This is a genomic window from Veillonella intestinalis (genome assembly GCF_943192895.1).
In the GTDB taxonomy this organism is placed as follows: Bacteria; Bacillota; Negativicutes; order Veillonellales; family Veillonellaceae; genus Veillonella_A; species Veillonella_A intestinalis.
Genome location: NZ_CALPCB010000003.1, coordinates 29,903 through 51,606, shown reverse-complemented (window position 1 = coordinate 51,606; position 21,704 = coordinate 29,903). Strand labels below are relative to the sequence as shown.

Here is a 21,704-nt window from a genome sequence, read left to right as displayed (position 1 = left end):
AATATAATTAAATTTAAGACTTGTAGTTTAACGATACGGAGCAGGTTTTAGAGGAATTTGAGTGTAGGAGGCTGTGGCATGAACGAAAAATATGTAGCCCAGGATATTGAAAAAAAATGGCAAGCCTATTGGCTTGAACATAAGTCTTTTAAGACAGAGTATGATGAAAATAAGGAAAAATATTATGTATTAGAAATGTTCCCATACCCATCAGGGAACTTACATATGGGGCATGTGCGTAACTACTCCATTGGTGATGTGGTGGCCCGTTTCAAAAAAATGAAGGGCTTTAATGTACTTCATCCAATGGGATGGGATGCTTTTGGTATGCCTGCTGAAAATGCAGCTATTAAACATGGCATTGCTCCAAGTAAATGGACGCTTGAAAATATTGAGAATATGAAGCGTCAGCAACAAGAACTAGGTCTTTCTTATGATTGGGACCGTGAAGTTGCTACTTGTAAAGAAGATTACTACCGTTGGACACAATGGTTATTCCAACAGTTCTATAAAAAGGGCTTAGCATACAAAAAAGAAGCTAAAGTTAACTGGTGTGATCATTGTCATACAGTATTGGCTAACGAACAGGTTATCGATGGTCTTTGCTGGCGTTGTGACAATAAGGTTGAGAAGAAAGACCTTAAACAGTGGTTCTTGAAGATTACTGAATATGCTGATCGTTTATTAGCTGATTTAGATACCCTTGATCATTGGCCAGAACGAGTTAAAACAATGCAGAAAAACTGGATTGGCCGCAGTGAAGGGGCTCAATTTGCCTTTGAAATTCCTGAAATCAATAAAAATATTGAAGTGTATACTACCCGTGTAGATACTATTTATGGTGTATCCTATATTGTGCTAGCACCAGAACATCCATATGTGGAAGAATTAATTGCTAATAAAACCAATAAGGCCGAATTAGATGCGTTCATTCATAAAGTGCGTAATTTAAATGAAATTGATCGTACTTCTACTGATGTGGAAAAAGAAGGTCTTTTCACAGGAGCGTATGCAAAACATCCAATGACAGGCAAAGATATTCCAATTTGGATTGCAAACTATGTATTAGTTGATTATGGTACTGGTGCTGTTATGGGTTCGCCAGCTCACGATGAACGAGATAATAAGTTCGCTCGTAAATATAATTTGCCAATTCTTCCTGTTGTTCAAAACAAAGAGCACACTTGGACTTTTGATGAATGGACGAGTGATGTTCATGAAGATGGTGTGCTCATTAATTCTGGTGAATATGATGGCATGACATCTGCTGATGCTCGAGAAGCCATTATTAAGCATTTTGAAGAACGTGGTATTGGACGCAAAATGGTGAACTATCGCTTGCGTGATTGGTTGATTTCACGTCAGCGTTATTGGGGTGTGCCAATTCCAGTAGTATACTGCGATAAGTGCGGCGAACAATTGGTACCTGAAGAAGAATTGCCAGTGCGTTTGCCAGAAGATGTAGTATTTGACGGTGGTGCTATATCTCCATTGGCTACATCTGAAAACTTTGTAAAAGCTACTTGTCCTTGCTGTGGTGGCGAAGCACATCGTGAAATTGATACAATGGATACGTTTATTGATTCCTCTTGGTATTTCTTGCGTTATGCAGATGCTCGTAATGATAAAGAAGCGTTTAGTAAAAAATTGGCTGATTACTGGATGAATGTTGACCAGTATATTGGCGGTATTGAACATGCTATTTTGCATTTGTTATATTCTCGCTTCTTTGTAAAAGTAGTTCATGATTTAGGTCTTGTTAGCTATGATGAACCATTTAGAGGTTTGTTGACTCAAGGCATGGTTCTTAAAGAAGGTAGCAAGATGTCTAAATCAAAGGGCAATGTTGTTTCGCCAGAAGAAATTGTAGCTAAATATGGCGCTGATACAGCTCGTTTATTCATTTTATTTGCGGCTCCAGTAGAACGTGATCTTGATTGGAGCGATGAAGGGGTAGAAGGCTCCTATCGTTTCTTAAATCGTGTATGGCGTATTGTTGATGCTTATCAGCAAATGGTTAAAACAGGACACAGTGAAAAATTATCGAAAGAAGAATTTGCTTTACGTCGTGAATTACACCGTGTAATTAAAAAAGTTACTGAAGATTTAGACGGTAAATTCAACTTTAACACGGCTATTTCAAGTATTATGGAATTAGTTAATGCAATGTACCAGTTCAAAGACTCTCATGAAACAGTACAAGCTGAGTTAGCTAATGAATTAGTACAAAAATTATTATTACTTTTAGCTCCATTTACGCCACATATTACAGAAGAGTTGTGGCATGAAGTTGGTTTTGAAGGTAGTATTCACCAACAAGATTGGCCTGTTTATGAAGAGGCTGCTCTGGTAATTGATGAAATTGAAATTGCTATTCAAGTTAATGGTAAAGTTCGTGATAAGATTACAATTCCTGTAGACATGCCTAAAGCAGAACTAGAAGCATTAGCTTTAGATTTGGATCGAGTAAAAGAATTTACTACTGATAAAACAGTGGCTAAAGTAATTATTATTCCAAATAAAATTGTAAATATTGTTGTAAAATAAAACGAAAAGCTCACAAAGTTAATATATTGACTTTGTGAGCTTTTTTATACAATAATAAATAAGTAGTTAGATAAGAATAGAATTAATGAGTTAAATTTAAAAGTTAGAAGTTAGAAGTAGTGAGTTAAATTCTAAAAGTTAGAAGTTGTGAATTAATATAGGAGGTGTCACATGCCAAAACGCAGTGATTATATAACATGGGATGAATATTTTATGGGCGTGGCTATTTTGGCGGCGCAGCGCTCTAAAGATCCAAATACACAAGTAGGGGCTTGCATAGTTAGCGAGGATAATAAAATTTTGTCCATTGGGTATAATGGTATGCCTTGCGGTTGTAGTGATGATGAATTTGCTTGGGGCCGTGATGCTGACAAAGATAATAAGTATTTTTATATCGTTCATAGTGAATTGAATGCCATATTAAATTACCGTGGTGGTTCTTTGGAAGGCAGTAAAATCTATGTTACCTTATTCCCTTGTAATGAATGTGCTAAGGCTATTATACAAAGCGGTATTCGCGAAGTGATTTATTGGCAAGATAAATATAAAGATACACCAGAAGTAATCGCCTCAAAACGTATGTTACGAACCGCAGGTGTACAGATTAGTGAATATATACCTACAGGGCGCACCTTGAATATTAACCTATAATTTGTGGCTGTAGTTGTACTCTAAATAAGATGATAAAGGAAGCCGAACAGCAAATCCTCACTCCGAGTTCTCACGAACAAAGTCGTACGGATTTCGCTGTTCGGCTTCTTTCTACTTACTTTAGAGAAAACAACTGTAGCAAAGCAAGTATAGCGTTAAAGACAGCGGTGTGTGGAGGTAAAAAAGAAACAGGACAACAAAAGCTAAGCGACTGTTCGAAAGAACTCGGAACGAAGCTTTGCTTACTGCATTTATTTAACTATTATATGAGAAGCTGACCTTTTTTCATAATTGTTACGGCTTCACCAGTAGCCGTAATTCCTTCTATATCCATATCCTCATGTCCAATCATAAAGTCTACATGAGTCAAGGAGTAGTTAAGGCCTTCTTTTTTTAATTCTTCTTTGCTAAGACCATCACTATTGGCTAAGCAAGTAGGATAAGCCGCGCCAATGGCTAAGTGGCAGGAGGCGTTTTCATCAAAGAGCGTTTCATAATAGATGCGATTAGATTGGCTAATTGGTGAATAGTGATCAACTAAGGCGATTTCACCTAAATAAGCAGAACCTTCATCGGTTTCAATGAGATGTTTAAGATGTTCTCGACCAACTTTGGCATCATAATCGACGATTTTACCATTTTCAAAAGTAAAGTGGAATTCATTGATTTCATTGCCTTGATAGATGAGTGGTTTAGTACTATAGACAATACCATTTACACCATCGTATTGAGGGGCTGTAAAGACTTCTTCAGTAGGGATGTTAGCATCAAATATGATACCGCTTTTGGAGGCTTCCGCACCACCTTGCCACAGATGATTTTTAGGTAAGGTGATCGTCAAGTCTGTTCCGTTGGAGCAAGTGTAGTGTAGTGATTGAAAATGATGCTGATTCATGGATTTGGTGCGTGTTTCTAAGCGGTTTAAATGAGGGGTTAATTCTTCTTCCTTACTTACATTTTCAATTCGGCATAAGGTGAAAATTTCACTCCAAAGAGCATCAATTTTTTCTTCATTAGTACCAGTGAAGCCAAGAAGTTCAGCCCAACGCAAGGTGGCTACAGAAGCTACACACCAAGTAAGCGTAGAATCCATAATCGCTTCATGATAAAAATGGAGCACCTTATTAAGATTGCGTGACTGACTGGCAATGCGCTCAGATGGTACGCCTGCAAGGGCTTTCGGATTGGCGCTGATTAAAGATAAAAAGGCAGCACCTGCCTCTACATAGGTTTTGTAGTATTCTGGAATCCAAGGAGCTGGGTTAGCTAATACTTCATCGGCTGCATGAAGTAGACGCTCTTTGCCAATAGTTGTAGAACGCCAATTGAGGACTACTTCTTTAGCTCCTAAGGCATATGCTTCTTGGGTCACGATGAGTGCAAAATCTTGATTTTCTACATCTACATTGATTACTAAGGTTTGATTTTTTTGTAAATTTACACCTGTTGTTAAGAGGGCTTGGGCATATTTTTGTAAACGAATTGTTTCCATGATAGTTTCCTTTCATATATATAAATGAGTATAAAGTAAATTTATAAACTGGCTTCTATATTACTCACATTCCTAGAGTGAATTCATACCAATGGTGTGAATTAGCAGGAGTTTCTTTAATAAAAAAGAAACTCTTAGTAGTCATCACCATAGGTAGGAGGAATGTAATATGGAATTAATAAAAGCACATAAAAAATTTTGCCTTTGTCTTGGGCTGGTTTGCTTAGTGTACCTTTTGGTACTACGGCCTATTATAACAGATTCAGAGACGCAAATGAATAGCACTGAAGCCACTGCTGTAGCAACACAAACACAAAATAGATCGCAACAGGTTGAAACATCAAGTGGTGATAATGAATATGTGTATATTACTGGTGCGGTGGAAACACCAGGTTTATATAAATTGCAGGAAGGCCAAACTGTAGGGGATATGATTCAAGCTTGTGGCGGTTTATTACCTTATGCATCTGTAGATACTATTAATTTAGCTGAAAAGGCAAGTAGTGGTAGTCATATTCATGTAGCATTTAACTTCATGGGTAATCCTGAAGAATTATTACGGAAGCAGAAAATTAATATCAATACAGCTAATGAACAAGAGTTAGTTAAACTATCGGGCGTTGGACCTGGAACGGCAAAGAAAATTATTGCCTATCGAGAACAAAGTGGTTTATTTAAGTCTATAGAAGACATAAAGAAGGTTAAAGGAATTGGTGAAGCTACCTTTAAAAAATTAGCACCTCATATAACGGTTTAAAACAGGTAAGGTAGTAACTGGATTTATTTAACTAATTTAGAGTTACGTATTATTTTAATAGCTTAGTATTTTAATGATTGGTTGTAAATTTTAAACTACATTGGACAGTATAGAGGAGGCAGTATGACGTGCAGGCTAAAGTTAACATACTATATAACTATTTAAAACAAGCCATTCAGGCCGGACTCTATTTTTTTACTATTACAGAATGGGGTGCTTTGTTGTGGTTAGCACCAGCCTGGGGGATTGTAATAGCTTATGGAATGTCTTATGAGTTTACTAATCCTATGATCGTTCTATTAAACAGTTCTTGGTATTTTATTTGGCTACTATTACAGCGATATAAAAAGAATGGCAAGAGTAAGTATATTTATGTTAATTTGTTCCAATTTAGTAATTCTTATCAGTTAGTTAGGACAGGCGCTACATCATGGCATAGTTTAGTAGTTGTCATTTTAATAATAATTAGTTTATTAGGCTTTGGCATGTATCGAACTCAACAAACAATAGATAATTATAGGGGGATTAACCCTTATTATGTGGGGGCTACAGGAATTTATACCTTGCGAGTAACAAACTTACCAGAAATAGCTACTGTAAATGGAAATTCTTATTGGCATTTAACCGGTGAATTAGTTGCCATGGATCCGCAAAAAGAAACAATTGGAAACTGTCAATTACCAGCTGAAGGGACTATTGTTGCTTATATTGTGCCGTCTAAAACAGTGCTGTTTAACAAAATTTTGCCAGGTCAATATATAGCGGTTAAAGGTAGTATTAGCAAAACAAAGTTTGCGCCCGAGGAAGGGCGTATTGATTTACGAGCTCGTTATATTACTGATCATAGAATGGGGACTTTGTATGAAGGTGATATGGTAGGCCTTGTCCCGATGAAAGAGTTACCTTGGGGTACGAAAATAAGTAATTCAATAATGGGCATGTTAGGGTTTCTTCGTTATGAATGTGGTGATGTATTGAAGGCTCATTTGCCAGGAGCGCTTGGAGAGATGAGTCAAAGTTTATTACTCGGTGGTGGCTATAATTCATTGGATGAAACGATTATGGATTCATTTGCAAAAACAGGGTTAATTCATATTTTATCCGTATCTGGCTCCCATGTAGCACTTTTATTTGGCTTTTTATTCGTAGTAGCTTCATGGCTCGGTATTAGTAAAAGACGAGCGACTTATGGCGCTATTATATTCGTAATTTTATATTGCTCAATAGTTGGGTATAATCCACCAGTGGTAAGGTCTGCTCTCATGGGAATTATTATGGGGCTTGGGATTATTGAAGGGCGATTATATCAAAGTCGACAAGCCTTACATATAAGTGCTGCAGTACTATTATGTATGGAGCCATTATTATTGATGGATGTTAGTTTTCAATTATCTTTTGGTGCTACTTATGGAATTTTGTTATTTGGTCGTAGTATCTACCAGCGGTTACCAAAGGGGTGGCCCTATGTAATGGGGCCACTAAGTTTATGTATAAGTGCGCAATTATTGATATATCCATTGCAATTATATTATTTTCACTTAATGGGCTTAGGCGCTTTTATAGCGGCTATTTTAGTAGGTCCTATTTTAGATTTAGCTATTTTAGGGGCAGCTATATTACTTTTAATGAATTTAATAGTGGATATATCATTAGGTTGGAATGTTCTAGCATGGCTTTTAAAAGGAGCCTTATTCTTAAATTTTTCTATTGCTAATATACCTGGCTTTGTTAATTATTGGGGCGCTTTAACTATTATGGCAGGTTCTCTTTATATATTAGGTTGTCGATTTTTATATTATTATTTTTCAGAATCAAGAATGCTCTATTGGTGGCGCGAAGCAATGATTGTCATGGGGCTTATGGCCTTATTGTTATTACCAATACATAGTATATTTCAAAGGTCTGTATATGTTCATATAATTCCACTATCGCAAGGCGCCGCTTTTTTGGTGGTAAAGGAAGAACCTTTTAAAGGGCGAGTCGGTTGGCTTCATGTAGCGACGGAAGGAAAAACCTTATCTCGTGTATCACAGGGCGCCATTGTTAATGCTGTACATTATTATGGGATTACTAAACCGCAGCAAATTTCTTTAGGGGGAGTAAAGCAAACTGAAGACACTAATTTAGAACCTTTAATGACTTCACTGCATTGGTCATTTCAGGATTTACATAAAAGTCAAATCAATGAAGACATTTATATTGGGCAATGGACTGGAGATTTTAATGGCATTTTTGAGGAGCAACCTAATGCCGTAATTGCAAGGGGCGCGCATGGAGGATTCCTATTCAGTAATGGACAAAACAGTAAAAAACATCTAAAATTAAAAGAGATGAAATCATATATTGTTGGAACTACAAATGCCGTTTTAGCCACGTCTCATAATCGAGATGAAGCGAATAGTTTCCCTGTCCTTGTGTATTGGTCGAATGGAAATAAACGGAGTGAAGTAGACGTAGATCCAGCCGATGAAAATCGATATATTACGGGCACAACTGTGATCCCGGATTTTTTATTGTAGGAGAAGCTATGGCGATACAGTTACTATATGGTGATGAGTCACAGCTCATAGAAGAAAAAAAGCAAGCCTTTTTAAAGGTCCATTCGGATTTAACAGTTCAAATGTTAAATGATGAAGTGGGCGCAAGGCGTATATGTGAAAAACTAAGTGAAGACTCTTTATTCGGGGAACCAACCTTATATTGTCTGGTCAATATACCTATTTTTGCTAAAGCGAATAAAAAAGTGAGTGATGAGTGGCAGCAAGTTTATGATATGTTGTTAACTTACGATGGGAATCATCCCGTTTTATTGTTATATCATGAGACAATAGATAAACGGTTAAAGGCGAATAAGGATTTCTTAAAAGCTGTTCCTAATGAGGCCTGTGAACGATTAAAAGGGCCTGAAATTGTTACATGGTTACAAACATATTGTAAATCTCATGGCTTTACTATGAGTGCTGATGGGATGGAATATATTCATCATTTATTAGAACTTTGGCAAGATGTACCAGTTAGCTTTTTACGGACTGAATTTGATCGTTATTTTTTATTATTACCACCAAAAGGTCAAATTACGCAGGACTTTTTAATTGCTAATGGTAGTGACTATGGAGCGAAAAATATTTTTTTATTTAAAGAAGCTCTCTTTAGAAAAGATGTAAACACTTTATTAGCTCTATTTCCTTATATGCTACAAAATAAAGAAGTAGAACGGGCTATGTCATATATTGAAGGTCAATTACGTTTACAGCTTATGGTAAGTGAGTGTAGAAGTAGTGGCTTAAGTGAGCGGGCGGTACAAGAATTGTTTAAAGAAGCTGGGTCAAACGTAAAAGCATATCCCATTACACTTGCTTATCGTCAAAGTCAACAAATTTCAATTCGTGCCTTGGCGAAATTATTACGTGGTTTATACGAAGTAATGCGTGATAGTCGTCGTGGTGAAGGGTCAGTGTCGTATTTTAAAGATTTATGTTTAGCCTATTGTGCTGAATAGGCTGTGGGGGTTTATATGAAACGTAAAATTGGTATTATAGCAGGTGCTGTATTAGGTCTTGTATCGATTAGTGCAGGCGCTTTTTTATATCCAACAGGCAATGTGATTCAAGGTATGCAACTAGCTGGACAAGATGTATCTAGAGTGGATAAAGAAGAATTAGTAGCTATTATAGAGTCGGAAGCTTCTAAAGCACCAACTCATATGACTGTAAAATGGAAAAATGGTAAAGAAACGAAAGTGGCCTTAGCTGATATTGGGGTAAAACCAAATGTAAATAAAACCATTGAAAGCATTATGTCTTATGGCTATGAACCTTCTATGGAAGAATATATTGTTAATCGTTGGCAAGCATTAGTGAAGCCTGTTTCTAAATCTATTGTGTATGATGTAAATGTTCCGGCCCTAGAAGCGTTGCTACAGACCTATAATAAAGAGATTGCTAAAAGTGGACATGATGCCTATTTGACAGTAGAAGATGGCAAAGTTGTACTGCATAAAGAAATTGCTGGACAGCGTTTAGACATTGCTAAAACGGTAGCCAATTTGCAAGAACAATTAGCTAAAGGCGAAGTAACAACCTTAGCTTTAGTAATTGATGAGCAAGCTAATCCTAAAATAACGGCGGAAGATTTAAAGGGCATTAATACTGTTTTAGGAACGTATAGCACTACTTTTAACTCTGGGGATACAAGTCGTACACATAATATTCAATTAGCTACTGATAAAATTAATAATGTAGTAATACAGCCACACCAAAAGTTTTCCTTTAATGTAATTGTTGGTGAGCGTACTGCTGAAGCGGGATATGATGATGCTCCAGTATTTATGGACGGTAAATTAGTGCCTGGCATTGGCGGGGGAATTTGTCAAGTTAGCTCTACTTTATTTAATTCTGCTTTATTATCAGGGATGACGATTGAAGAAAGGGTGCCTCATTATGCACCAGTTGGTTATATTTCGGCTGGACGTGATGCAACAGTAGCTTATGGATACATTGACTTTGTATTTAGTAATCCGTATGAACATCCGATTTATGTATTAGCCCATACGATAGGTGACACTTTGACAATTAGTATTTTGGGCTTTGCGGCTGATGAACCAACAAATGCTTCAGTTGTAGTAGGTGGTGAAACGGCTATTCCTCATGAGACTCAAGTAACTATTGATCCAGCCGTAACTAAAGAAGAAGTTAAACAGGCTGGACATGATGGCTTAAGTGTAAATACAACGGTTCAATTGACGTATAAGGATGGGCGGACTACAACAGATAGCTTTAATTCTACCTATGACCCTGAAACAACGATTATAGTTCGTCCTAATAAAGCGGTAGATGCTAAGAAAGAGGTAGAACCTAAGAAAGCAGACACTGATTCGGCTAAACAAGAGAGCACGGATACGAGTAGTGATACCAGAAAGTCTGAACCGGTGAAAAGCGAAACGGCAGAGTAATTACGTAGTAAGAAAGAAGGATAGTCATGAAAGTACGCTATCATATAGTTCCCAAAGCTAAGCAAGAAACAGCGATGCTTATTGAGAGCGATGATAAGTCTATAAAAGTTAAAAATGTGCTGTCCTCAGAGGAAGCATTTAAATTATTACATAGTAAGTTAGATCATTGGTATAAGGAAAAACAAATTCAAGCTAAACAAGTTGAAGCCTATGAATCTACTGTCTTTGTGTATGACTGGGACAGTGAACCAATTCATGATCATACGGCTGAGGAATATTGTTTTGCTGGAGGTTGTGATATTGCTGAGTTAATTGCTGAATTAGAAGAGCAACATAGAGAAGAGCTAGAACTCAAGCTTACTGATGCAGAAATTGCAGAGGAACAAGCGCTAGCAACTCAAATTTATTATGACAGTACTATGCCAGATGAAATGATAGCTATAGATAGGCTTGAGGCAATGGATGCTAGTTTTGAGGATGAGTTTTTTCCCTTTGCTACAGCCGCTGATGAACCAATTCCTATGTATGAAGATCCCGTGTATTGTGATTATGTGCCGGCAAAATCGACAGTGCCCATTAGTGGTAGTAGCGGTGAAAGCGGTTTTGCCTATAAGGGCAAACGACGTCGCAGTTTTAAGCGGGATGTGACGGATCCTGGTATGTTATTAGGACCAACTATTGAAGGCGATTCCCTACCTATTGCTTCAGTGAATGAAGAAATGAATAATGCAATCTTTGAGGGGATTTTTGTTGGCTTAGTATTAATTAAGACAAAGACAGAAAAAGGCCTTATTAAAGGTAGTATTGTAGATGGCACGAATAGTATTCAGTTTGTAAAATTTGTAGATAATTATGAAGATGCTGAAACACTCTTAAAAACAATGGAAAAAGTTAAGGGTGTGCGTGTGCAAGGGGATGTAAACTATGATGATAAATTTGAAAAAGATTACATCTTTAGTTTGCGCAGTATTCAAGAGTTAAAAAAGGAAAGAAAGCGCACAGAAAATAGAGCTGATTCTCGTGTAGAATTACACTTGCATACTAAAATGAGTGATCGTGATGCCTTAGTTAATGTCAAAGAGTTACTTCAAACAGTCAAAGATTGGGGTCATCCAGCAGTAGCTATTACTGACCATGGTGTTATTCAAGCTTTTCCAGAAGCGCAAGATATTGCTGGTAAATTAGGGGTTAAAGTTATCTATGGTGTGGAAGGCTATCTCATTGAAGATGAAGAAAATGATACTCGTTCACATATTATCTTATTAGCGAAGAATACAGTAGGGCTTCGTAATTTGTATAAGATGATTACCATTTCCCACTTACAGTATTATAAACGCCGTCCACGCTTGCCAAGAGCGGTGATTGAAGATCATAGAGAAGGTATTATTATTGGCTCTGCCTGTGAAGCGGGTGAATTAATTCGCGCTATTGTAAAAGGGGAATCACAGGAGCGTTTATTAGAAATTGCCTCTTTCTATGATTATTTAGAAATCCAGCCATTAGAAAATAACCGATTCTTACTATATGATAGACGAACTGGGGAGCAGATTCGCGAAGAATCTTTTTTAGTTGATATAAATAAAAAAGTAGTAGAAATCGGTGAAATATTAAATAAGCCAGTTGTGGCTACATGTGACGTCCATCATTTGAATGATGATGAGAAAATTTATCGGCAGATTATGCTTACTGTATCTGGGTTTAAAGATATTGAGCGTACACCATCTTTATATTTGTGCACAACGGATGAAATGTTAGAAGAATTCAAATATTTAGGTGAAGAAAAAGCCTATGAAGTTGTTGTTACGAATTCTCGTATGATTAATGATAGCATTGATACCTTACAGCCAGTTCCACAAGGTAAGACTTATTCACCTAAAATCGAAGGGGCCGATGATGAACTCACAGAGATGTGTTATAAAAAGGCAAAAGATATTTATGGAGATCCTTTACCAAAAGTTGTGGCTGATCGTTTGGATTATGAGTTGACTCGTATTATTGGTAATGGCTATGGCGTGTTATACTTCATTGCTCATAAATTAGTACGTAAATCCTTGGATGATGGTTATTTGGTAGGGTCCCGTGGTTCGGTAGGGTCCTCTTTTGTAGCTACTATGGCAGATATTACAGAAGTAAATCCATTGCCACCGCATTATATTTGTCCAAATTGTAAGCATAGTGAGTTTTTTGAAAAAGGCGAATATGCAGGGGGCTTTGATTTGCCACGCAAGAATTGTCCGGAATGTGGTACGCCCCTTAATACGAATGGTCACGATATTCCATTTGCGATTTTTATGGGTTTTAATGGTGATAAAGTACCTGATATTGACCTTAACTTCTCTGGTGATTATCAGCCTCGCGCTCATAAGTATACAGAAGAATTATTTGGTCGTGATAATGTATTCCGGGCAGGTACGATTGGTACGATTGCTGAAAAAACAGCTATTGGTTATGTAAAGAAATATGCTGAAGCTCAGGATATTCAAGCGCGTCAAGGCTTCCTTGAAGCACTAGCTAAAGGTGTTACGGGCGTTAAAAATACAACAGGTCAGCATCCAGGCGGTATTATGGTTTGTCCACGTGATATGGATGTGCATCAGTTTACGCCAGTACAATATCCAGCGAATAAAAAAGATAGCGGCATTATAACGACTCATTTTGATTATCACTCTTTTGAAGGTTGTATGACTAAACTTGATATTCTGGGCCATGATGATCCTACTATTATTCGTATGTTAGAAGATATTACAGGCGTAGATGTTCAGACAATACCATTTGATGATCCTGAAACCTTGAGTTTATTTTCCTCGACTAAAGCCATTGGTTTAACACCAGAGCAGTTAATGGGGGATAAAGTAGCTTCATTAGCAGTACCTGAGTGTGGTACGGGCTTTGTGCGGCGCATGCTGGAAGATTCAAAACCACAACATTTTTCTGATATAGTTCGAATTTCTGGTTTTTCACATGGAACGAATGTGTGGCTAGACAATGCACAAACGCTGATTAAAAATGGCACTTGCAAATTGAATGAAGCAATTTCTACTCGTGATGACATTATGAACTTTTTAATGCATCGAGACATTGAGCCATTGACTTGCTTTAAAGTTATGGAAAATGTGCGTAAAGGTAAGGGCATAGATAAACTCAATAAGGTAGGGGAAAAGGAAACAGATTATGAGGACCAAATGCGGGCCGGTGGTATTCCTGATTGGTTTATTGATTCTTGTAAGAAAATCTCCTATCTATTCCCACGTGCTCACGCCGTAGCGTATGTTATGATGGCGTTCCGTATCGCTTGGTTCAAGATTAATTATCCATTAGCTTTTTATGCAGCCTATTATTCTATTCGAGCTAAGGCGTATGATATGAAAATTATGGCTAGCTCCTTAGAAGTACAACGGGCTGAGTTTGAACGTTTAAAAGCTTTAGATAGAAAAGCGTCTAATAAAGATAAGGATATGATGAGCGCTTTAGAAGTGTCTATGGAAATGAAACAGCGTGGTTTTAATTTCTTAGTAGCGGACTTAAATCATTCGGATGCACATCGTTTCAAAATTCATGACGGGGCGTTGTTGCCACCATTTGTAGCCGTAGATAGTTTGGGTGAAAAAGTAGCTGATGCTATTGTGGCTGAACGTGAAAAGAGCCCATTTACATCGGTGAAAGATTTGCAGCGTCGTTGTAAGATTTCAGAAAGTATTTTGGCAACTATGCGTGATTTAGGCTGTTTTGGCGACTTGCCTGAAGATGAGCAAATGAGTTTATTTGGTTAAGATTAAGAGCTGGCAGTGATAATCGTTGTAGTATAACAGTATAATCTTTATACTACAACAGTAAATAATCACTAATAAGCAAATGAAAAGAGGCGGTTATAATGACCTTAAAAGTAAAAGAACCCGTTTGGATAGGTGTAGACGTTGGTACTACTGGTGTGCGTGCTACTGCTTATACTTCAACTGGCAAAGCCGTAGCCACTACGGAGGCTTTTTATAGTTTAGAAACACCCCAGTATGACTGGGCAGAGCAAAATCCGCAACAAATTTATGATGCTGTAGAGGAAGTGGTAAAGGGGACAGTCGCTGAACTACAGTATAAATTAGTGACCATTTCGGGATTGGCTTTGAGTTCAGTTATGCATAGTTTTATTCCTCAAGATGAAAATTTTCAACTTCTAGGAAATATGATGACTTGGGCAGATAGTCGTAGTGCTGCCATTGTACGCCGTTTAGAATTAGATCCTAAATGTAAAGAATTTTATTTTAATACAGGCTGTCCACTTCATGCATGTTATCCTTTGGCAAAAATTTTGTGGGTAAAGGAAAACCAACCTTCTATTTTTGATAGAATGGCACATATTGGTTCGATTAAAGATTTTATTTTCCGCAACTTGACAGGGGAATGGGTAACTGATAAGTCAGTAGCAAGTAGTAGTGGCTTATATAATGCGCATAAAGAATGTTGGGATGAAACAATTCTTGATTTCCTAGGAATTACTAAAGACCGTTTACCAGAGGTTGTATCTACAACTCATAGCAATGAATTAGTTCCAGACGTTGCAAAACGCTTAGGTTTACCTGCTGGCTTGCCAGTAGTAATTGGCGCTACTGATGGTGTATTAGTTAATGTGGGAATTGGTGCAGTGTCAGCCGGGCAATTAAGTTGTACAATTGGCACTAGTGGCGCTATTCGTATGTTAACTGAAAAAGCTCGCATGGATAAGAACCAAAGAACTTGGTGTTACAATCTAACTGACAATATGTGGGTTGCTGGTGGTGCGATTAATAATGGTGGCATTATTATGCGTTGGATGCGTGACCGAATTCTTCACTTGCATGGGTCTCAAATGGAGCAACTGGATGTGGATCCTTATGATTTGATGACGATGAAAGCTCGTCATGTGCCTGCTGGTTCGGGCGGACTACTTTTGATGCCATTCTTTACTGGTGAACGGGCGCCGTACTGGAATTCTGATTTGCGAGGTGCTTTTATTGGTTTATCGTTAAATCATAGTCGTTCTTATATGATTCGAGCAACTATGGAAGGAATTTGCTATAGCTTGCTTTGCGTGTTACAAGCTTTGCGTGATTTTGAAGAAGTAAAAGACATTCGTGTTAGCGGTAGTTTTACAAAATCAGAATTATGGTTACAAATCATGGCTGATGTATTTAATGAGTCTATTACATTACCAACTAATAGTGAAGGCGCTTCGTTTGGGGCTGCTGTTTTAGGCTTTATCTCTGATGGTACCTTAAAAGATATTAAAGATACGGCCACGTTAGTTACAGCTCAAGAAGTATATACACCAAAAACGGCTAATCGTGAAATTTATGATGAATTATTTAGAATTTATGAATCTTTATATACTAATATGAAGGATGATTTAGCTCGTCTTGTTAACTTCCAGCAAGAACATCCATTTAATCGTTTATAGTTTAGTACTTATTATTTGAGATTGAATAGCTTACAGGATTGTAATACTGAGTTTTTAGAGAGAGAGTATATTTGTTATCTCAGTTTTGTTAGGGTGTTTTACTATGGGGCCTCGTCGTTTGTGAAATGTGTAGTTTGAAAGGAGGCGCTCTTATGCCACTGGTTATTTTGGCATTAGGCATCGTGCTATTATTCTTCCTGATTGTAAAAGTGAAGTTAAATAGCTTTTTATCTCTTATTTTAGTGTGTATTTTATTGGCCTTTGGAGAAGGGTTACCAATCGATAAAATTTTCCCTACCATTCAAAAAGGCTTAGGGTCAACATTAGGTGGTTTAACTATCGTTGTTGGTTTTGGTGCCATTCTTGGTAAATTGATGGCTGATAGTGGTGGGGCTCAACGAATTGCTACTACCCTTATCAATATGTTTGGCCGTAAAAATGTAAAATGGGCAGTTTGTTTGACTGGATTTATTGTAGGTATTGCCTTATTTTATGAAATTGGTTTTGTGCTTTTAATTCCTTTGGTATTTACGATTGCCGTAGCTGCAGATATTCCTTTGTTAGAAGTGGGTATTCCTATGGCAGCGGCATTGTCAGTAACTCATGGATTTTTGCCACCGCATCCAGGTCCTACGGCGATTTCCGTTATTTTTAATGCTGATATTGGTAAAACTTTAATTTATGGATTAATTATCGGCATTCCAACTGTTATTATTTCGGGACCTTTATTGTATAATACGGTTAAAGATATTAAAACTGAAATCCCAGAAGGGCTTCATAATGATAAAAACTTCACTGATGAAGAAATGCCTTCTTTTATGAGCAGTATTTTAACAGCGTTAACACCGGTTATTTTAATGGCTATTAGTGCTGTTGGTAAAATGATGGGTATTCCTAAAGATGCGCCAATTATGCATATCTTTAACTTTATTGGCGATCCAAGTGTAGCATTAACAATTTCTATTATGGTAGCTTTTTATACTTTTGGTTATGCTCGTGGCAAAACAACTAAAGAAATCATGGAAACTTCTGAAAAAGCAATTTTAACAGTAGCTATGATTTTGTTTATTGTTGGTGCTGGTGGTGCTTTAAAACAAGTGCTTATTGATAGTGGTGTAGGTAATTATATTGGATCCCTTGTGATGGGGGCTAATTTATCGCCATTACTCTTAGCATGGATTATTGCTGCCGTTATTCGTATTGCTGTTGGCTCTGCTACAGTGGCTGCTTTAACAGCTGGTGGTATTGTGGCACCATTAATTCCTATGACTGGTGTAAGTCCTGAACTTATGGTATTGGCTGTAGGTGCCGGTAGTGTAATTTTCAGCCCACCAAATGATCCAGGCTTCTGGCTGTTTAAAGAATTCTTTGGTTTAACAGTAAAACAAACAGTTCGCACTTGGTGTGCTGTAGAAACTGCCATTGCCGTATGTGGTTTAATTGGTGTAGAAATCTTAAATTTATTTATGTAATATATAAGCTGACATTGTTTACTACATTGCATGATGAGTAAATTAGGCTTATAAGAAGTTTAACAATTTCTAGAATTTAATAGATTAATAATTTAATAAGGTGATTTCCTTTAGATTAGCTTTTACAAAGCGCTTTCTTATTAGGAAATCACCTTTTTATTTTTTTAGAAAAGATATTTGAGGCTGTAGTTTAAAGATTAAATACTGCTTGAGTAGCATGTATTAGTTCGATATAGGATATCTAGATCTTAATCGGGTTTATATGCATAAACAAAAATATTAAATACATATAAAAATAATGTATATTATAAAATATGAAGACTTAAGAGTTTATATCTTGTAGAGTATATTTAATTATAGTTTGTTGATAAATTCCTATATGCTAACTGAATTTTATGGTGCTTAATAACTCCTGATAAATATAGGCTAGATTAATTTTGCATTTTAGGAATTTATGAATTGTTATAAAATAATGAATGATTACTTGAAAAACAAATTAGTATAAATTATAATATGAAAATAAAATAATAAGTGATATTTTGTGTGTAGTAATTTAGGTGATAGAATGAAACGAAAAAGTAAGCAAATACTTGCGCTATTGGTATTAAGTGCAGTTGGTTCTTTGTGGAATGGTTATGAAGTACAAGGGGCAACAGATTATATTAGTGTTTATTCTACGGAAGCACTTCCAAAAGATACAGGCTATAATAGTGTAGCTATAGGACCTAATGCAGAATCTGCTGGTGAAAACTCTTTGGCTACTGGCAATGGAGCTATAGCTAAAGGGGCTAGCAGTATTGCCACAGGTTATGAAGCCAAAGGGCAAGCAATTCGCAGTATTGCTACAGGGACATCTGCACAGATTGATGAAATTGCAGCTAATGCTATTGCTATTGGCTATAATGCTAACGTAGTTAGAGATTCAGATTACAGAGATAACCTTTCAAATGGTGGTAAAGCTAAGACTAGTGGTCAAAATGCCATTGCTATTGGAACTAATGCCTATACATCAGGGAGCCAAGCGATTGCTGTAGGGACTACGGCTAAGGCAGAGGGCTATAATTCAGTAGCTATTGGCAATAATGTAAGTGCTACTGGGGATAGTTCTACTGTTATTGGCGATGGGGCTTGGGGCCATGGCGTAAAAAGTACTGTATATGGGCAAAATGCTAAGGTGTACAATGCGAGCATTGACGAGGATGCCAAGGAATTAAAAGCTAAAATTGATAATTTGCGAATTGACAATCAGCAGTATTTGACTGGCTTAGGTGAATTAGAAAATCAAGGTAATAATGCTGTAGCTATTGGGGGCGATACAAAAGCATCTGGCTGGGGTGCTTCGGCATTAGGCTATAAAGCTTATGCTTTGCACAGTCAAACTACAGCTTTGGGAGATGATGCTAAGGCAATGAACTATGCAGCTAGTGCTGTGGGTACCCATAGTTATGCCTCTGGTATACAGGCTACTGCCTTAGGGAATGGTGCTGAAGCATTAGGTATGCAGTCTGCTGCCTTAGGCTCTGGGGCAGCTGCTACTGGTGCACAATCCTTAGCGGCTGGCTGGGGCGCTGGTGCGAGTGGTAAAAATGCTATTGCTCTTGGATCTTCCACTAAAAGTGTAAAAACCTGGAATACTAAAGGTGGTGAAACCAGTACATATGCTACTGAATTGGGACAATGGAATGCATCAGGTGATTATTCTGTAGCTGTGGGCACTGACGCGCTAGCAAATAATACCGATACTATTGCAGTAGGTCGTAATGCTACAAGTACAGAAGCTGATAGTGTAGCTGTAGGTCATAATGCTAAGAGCTCTGTAGCTGGTGGGGTGGCGCTAGGTAGTGCGTCGGTATCTACTCGTGGTGCTTTAAGTGATGTAACGGTGACGAACACCGCAAGCTCCGCTAATAATCAAGTTTATGGGGCAGCGAATAGTACTGACACTGCTAAAGCGGCTATTGCAGCTACAGTAAAAGGGAAACTAGGTGCAGTATCTGTAGGTAATGACGGAGCTACTCGACAAATTACGAATGTAGCAGCTGGTTCTGATGATAGTGATGCAGTGAATGTGGCGCAATTAAAATCGGTAGAAACTTCAGTTCGAGAATATGTAAATGCTAATGCAGTCGATGTAAAACAAGGCAATGGCATTATCGTAACAGAAACGCCAGCTGGTACAGATGCAGAGGGCAATGAGACTAAACATACCTTTACTGTTGCATTAGCTGATGACATTAAGAATTCCATTACCAATAATACGAATAATATTAGTAAGCTTGGCGATACTATTACAAATCTAAATAGTCAAGTACAAATTAATATAGGCGATATTACGAATTTAAAATCGCAGGTTGCTAATAATACGCAAACTATCAATACTCATACAGAGCAAATTAGCGATCTAAATAATCGTGTAAATGGCGTAAATGGTCGTATTAATAGCTTAGATAACCGCATGGACAAAGTGGGCGCTGGTGCAGCGGCCTTAGCAGGCTTACATCCACTTGATTTTAATCCTGATGATAAATGGAGTTTCTCTGTAGGTTACGGCAATTATGGTAATGCTAATGCAATGGCAGTAGGTGCTTTTTATCGTCCTAATGAAGATGTGATGGTAAATGTAGCGTCTTCTACGGGCAATGGTGAAAATATGATTTCTGCTGGCCTTAACTTTAATATTGGTCAAAGTAGTGGTGTTTCACGTTCCCGTGTAGCTATGGCAAAAGAGATAGAAGTATTAAAAGCTCGTATTGATCAATTAGAAGCGCAGCAACGAGGTAATAAGGCTAACATTTCATCTAATGCAGTTAATATGAATGTGAACTTCCCAGATGTGCCTGAAAATCATTGGGCCTACGCATATGTAAAAGAGTTAGCGTCTAAAGGTCTGCTTGTTGGTTATCCAGATGGAGAATTTAAAGGTAATCAATCTATGACGCGCTACGAATTTGCGGCTGTTATTTACCGTGCTTTACAAAATGGAGCTATTGTTGATGGTAATATGGCTCGTGCTACTGAAGAATTCGGTCAAGAAATGGTGGCTGTTGAAAAAGCAGATAGATTCCGTGTGGACTTAGTTCATGGTAAACCAAGTGATCGTTACAAAGTAGAACGTATTCGTGTAAATAGCGAAGATAAAGAGAGTCGCGATGTGTATGGTGGTCATACAAAAATGTAGAAAAGCATATTCTAATTAAAATTTAGCCATACTAAAATCCTCCTACCTATTGTTAATGGGTGGGAGTTTTTTTAGAAATCGTGACACATTTCGAAGGGACCTTTGTTCCTTATTAATTCGTGTGTAAGAGAAGGGGCATATTTTTGTACCTTATATTGCACATTTCATGCATAATATTTTTAATGAAACCCTCTTGTCACACTAGTGCCTCATGTGCTATAATTTTCAGGTATGAAAAATTACGCACGCAGTCTGATTCAATGTCTGTGTCAGGAATTGTCCTGATTTATATTGAATATGATGCTGCGGAGGTTTATTAACAGGAGGTGCCAACATGGCAGTAGTATCAATGAAACAATTATTGGAGGCCGGCGTACATTTCGGTCACCAGACTAGAAGATGGAACCCTAAGATGGCTAAGTTCATCTTCACTGAACGTAATGGTATTTATATCATCGACCTTCAGAAAACAGTAAAAAAAGTAGAAGAAGCTTATGATTTCCTTCGTGAAGTAGCTCAAAACGGTGAAGTAATTCTTTTCGTGGGCACTAAAAAACAAGCTCAAGAATCCGTTAAAGAAGAAGCTATCCGCGCTAACATGTTCTACGTTAACGAACGTTGGTTAGGTGGTATGTTAACTAATTACAAAACTATCGAATTACGTGTTAAACGTTTAAAACAGCTTGAAAAAATGGCTGAAGATGGCACATTCGAACTTCTTCCTAAAAAAGAAGTTATCGGCTTACGTCATGAAATGGAAAAATTAGAAAAATACCTTGGCGGTATCAAAGATATGCCTAAAATGCCAGGTGCATTATTCGTAATTGACCCTAAAAAAGAACGTATCGCTATTGCAGAAGCTAAAAAATTAGGTATCCCAGTAGTAGCAACTGTAGACACTAACTGTGATCCTGATGAAATCGACTTCCCAATCCCAGCTAATGATGACGCTATCCGTGCTGTTAAATTATTAACTGGTAAAATGGCTGACGCTGTATTAGAAGGTCGTCAAGGCGAATCTTTAGATGATCAAGGTGAACACCAAGAAGCAGCTGATCAAGCTATGAAACAAATGGAAGCTGATTCCGCTGAAATGGTACAAGACGGTCAGGGCTAATAGCTGACATTGCCTTAAAACTTAAAATTTATTTAATAATATGTTAAATATTATTTGATAAAATATGTAGAACGATATAAAATTAAGGTAAGGCTAAATAGACCTTACCTT

The 21,704-nt window shown here is 37.4% G+C and carries 12 protein-coding genes; 11 read left to right on the top strand and 1 reads right to left on the bottom strand.

Features of this window, described 5'->3' with window-relative positions:
* The first annotated feature begins 78 nt into the window (after positions 1 to 78).
* Positions 79 to 2,547 (top strand): leucine--tRNA ligase, encoded by a 2,469-nt coding sequence (gene leuS / locus NFR27_RS02985; protein WP_251453991.1) that lies wholly within the window; start codon positions 79 to 81, stop codon positions 2,545 to 2,547.
* Positions 2,548 to 2,718: 171 nt separating this feature from the next.
* Entirely contained in the window at positions 2,719 to 3,198 is a 480-nt protein-coding gene (locus NFR27_RS02980) for a deoxycytidylate deaminase (protein ID WP_251440183.1), read from the top strand.
* 262 nt (positions 3,199 to 3,460) lie between these two features.
* Here the strand turns inward: NFR27_RS02980 and NFR27_RS02975 are convergent, their stop codons facing one another.
* Positions 3,461 to 4,690, bottom strand: coding sequence for an aminopeptidase (locus NFR27_RS02975; protein WP_251453988.1), 1,230 nt, complete (start codon positions 4,688 to 4,690; stop codon positions 3,461 to 3,463).
* Positions 4,691 to 4,859: 169 nt separating this feature from the next.
* Between NFR27_RS02975 and NFR27_RS02970 the strand changes: the two genes are divergently transcribed.
* The 9 genes from NFR27_RS02970 (at position 4,860) to rpsB (ending at position 21,593) form a co-directional block, all read left to right on the top strand.
* Positions 4,860 to 5,447, top strand: coding sequence for a ComEA family DNA-binding protein (locus tag NFR27_RS02970; RefSeq protein ID WP_251440188.1), 588 nt, complete (start codon positions 4,860 to 4,862; stop codon positions 5,445 to 5,447).
* Between the two features lie 128 nt (positions 5,448 to 5,575).
* The gene (locus NFR27_RS02965) at positions 5,576 to 7,966 is read left to right on the top strand and encodes a ComEC/Rec2 family competence protein (protein ID WP_251440191.1); all 2,391 of its coding nucleotides are present in this window, start codon (positions 5,576 to 5,578) and stop codon (positions 7,964 to 7,966) included.
* 8 nt (positions 7,967 to 7,974) lie between these two features.
* On the top strand, positions 7,975 to 8,946 hold the full coding sequence (holA, locus tag NFR27_RS02960; RefSeq protein ID WP_251440194.1) for a DNA polymerase III subunit delta: 972 nt from the start codon (positions 7,975 to 7,977) through the stop codon (positions 8,944 to 8,946).
* Positions 8,947 to 8,961: 15 nt separating this feature from the next.
* The gene (locus NFR27_RS02955; protein WP_251440197.1) at positions 8,962 to 10,398 is read left to right on the top strand and encodes a VanW family protein; all 1,437 of its coding nucleotides are present in this window, start codon (positions 8,962 to 8,964) and stop codon (positions 10,396 to 10,398) included.
* A 26-nt stretch (positions 10,399 to 10,424) separates the two neighbouring features.
* Positions 10,425 to 14,168, top strand: a complete 3,744-nt coding sequence (locus NFR27_RS02950) for a PolC-type DNA polymerase III (RefSeq protein ID WP_251453985.1) — start codon at positions 10,425 to 10,427, stop codon at positions 14,166 to 14,168.
* A gap of 101 nt (positions 14,169 to 14,269) precedes the next feature.
* Positions 14,270 to 15,826 carry a gluconokinase gene (locus NFR27_RS02945; protein ID WP_251453982.1) on the top strand — a complete coding sequence of 519 codons (1,557 nt, stop codon included), beginning with the start codon at positions 14,270 to 14,272 and terminating at the stop codon, positions 15,824 to 15,826.
* A 152-nt stretch (positions 15,827 to 15,978) separates the two neighbouring features.
* Complete coding sequence (locus NFR27_RS02940; protein WP_251440203.1) at positions 15,979 to 17,298, top strand: gluconate:H+ symporter; 1,320 nt, start codon at positions 15,979 to 15,981, stop codon at positions 17,296 to 17,298.
* Between the two features lie 565 nt (positions 17,299 to 17,863).
* A complete protein-coding gene (locus NFR27_RS02935) occupies positions 17,864 to 20,476 on the top strand; it encodes an S-layer homology domain-containing protein (RefSeq protein WP_251440205.1) in 2,613 nt (870 codons plus the stop codon).
* Between the two features lie 334 nt (positions 20,477 to 20,810).
* The gene (gene rpsB / locus NFR27_RS02930) at positions 20,811 to 21,593 is read left to right on the top strand and encodes a 30S ribosomal protein S2 (RefSeq protein ID WP_251440207.1); all 783 of its coding nucleotides are present in this window, start codon (positions 20,811 to 20,813) and stop codon (positions 21,591 to 21,593) included.
* The last annotated feature ends 111 nt before the right edge of the window (positions 21,594 to 21,704 follow it).

Coding starts and splice junctions, on each gene's coding strand:
- leuS (WP_251453991.1), top strand. CDS start 79: ATGAACGAAAAATATGTAGCCCAGGATATTGAAAAAAAATGGCAAGCC.
- NFR27_RS02935 (WP_251440205.1), top strand. CDS start 17,864: ATGAAACGAAAAAGTAAGCAAATACTTGCGCTATTGGTATTAAGTGCA.
- NFR27_RS02975 (WP_251453988.1), bottom strand. CDS start 4,690: ATGGAAACAATTCGTTTACAAAAATATGCCCAAGCCCTCTTAACAACA.
- NFR27_RS02940 (WP_251440203.1), top strand. CDS start 15,979: ATGCCACTGGTTATTTTGGCATTAGGCATCGTGCTATTATTCTTCCTG.
- NFR27_RS02950 (WP_251453985.1), top strand. CDS start 10,425: ATGAAAGTACGCTATCATATAGTTCCCAAAGCTAAGCAAGAAACAGCG.
- NFR27_RS02955 (WP_251440197.1), top strand. CDS start 8,962: ATGAAACGTAAAATTGGTATTATAGCAGGTGCTGTATTAGGTCTTGTA.
- NFR27_RS02970 (WP_251440188.1), top strand. CDS start 4,860: ATGGAATTAATAAAAGCACATAAAAAATTTTGCCTTTGTCTTGGGCTG.
- holA (WP_251440194.1), top strand. CDS start 7,975: ATGGCGATACAGTTACTATATGGTGATGAGTCACAGCTCATAGAAGAA.
- NFR27_RS02980 (WP_251440183.1), top strand. CDS start 2,719: ATGCCAAAACGCAGTGATTATATAACATGGGATGAATATTTTATGGGC.
- rpsB (WP_251440207.1), top strand. CDS start 20,811: ATGGCAGTAGTATCAATGAAACAATTATTGGAGGCCGGCGTACATTTC.
- NFR27_RS02945 (WP_251453982.1), top strand. CDS start 14,270: ATGACCTTAAAAGTAAAAGAACCCGTTTGGATAGGTGTAGACGTTGGT.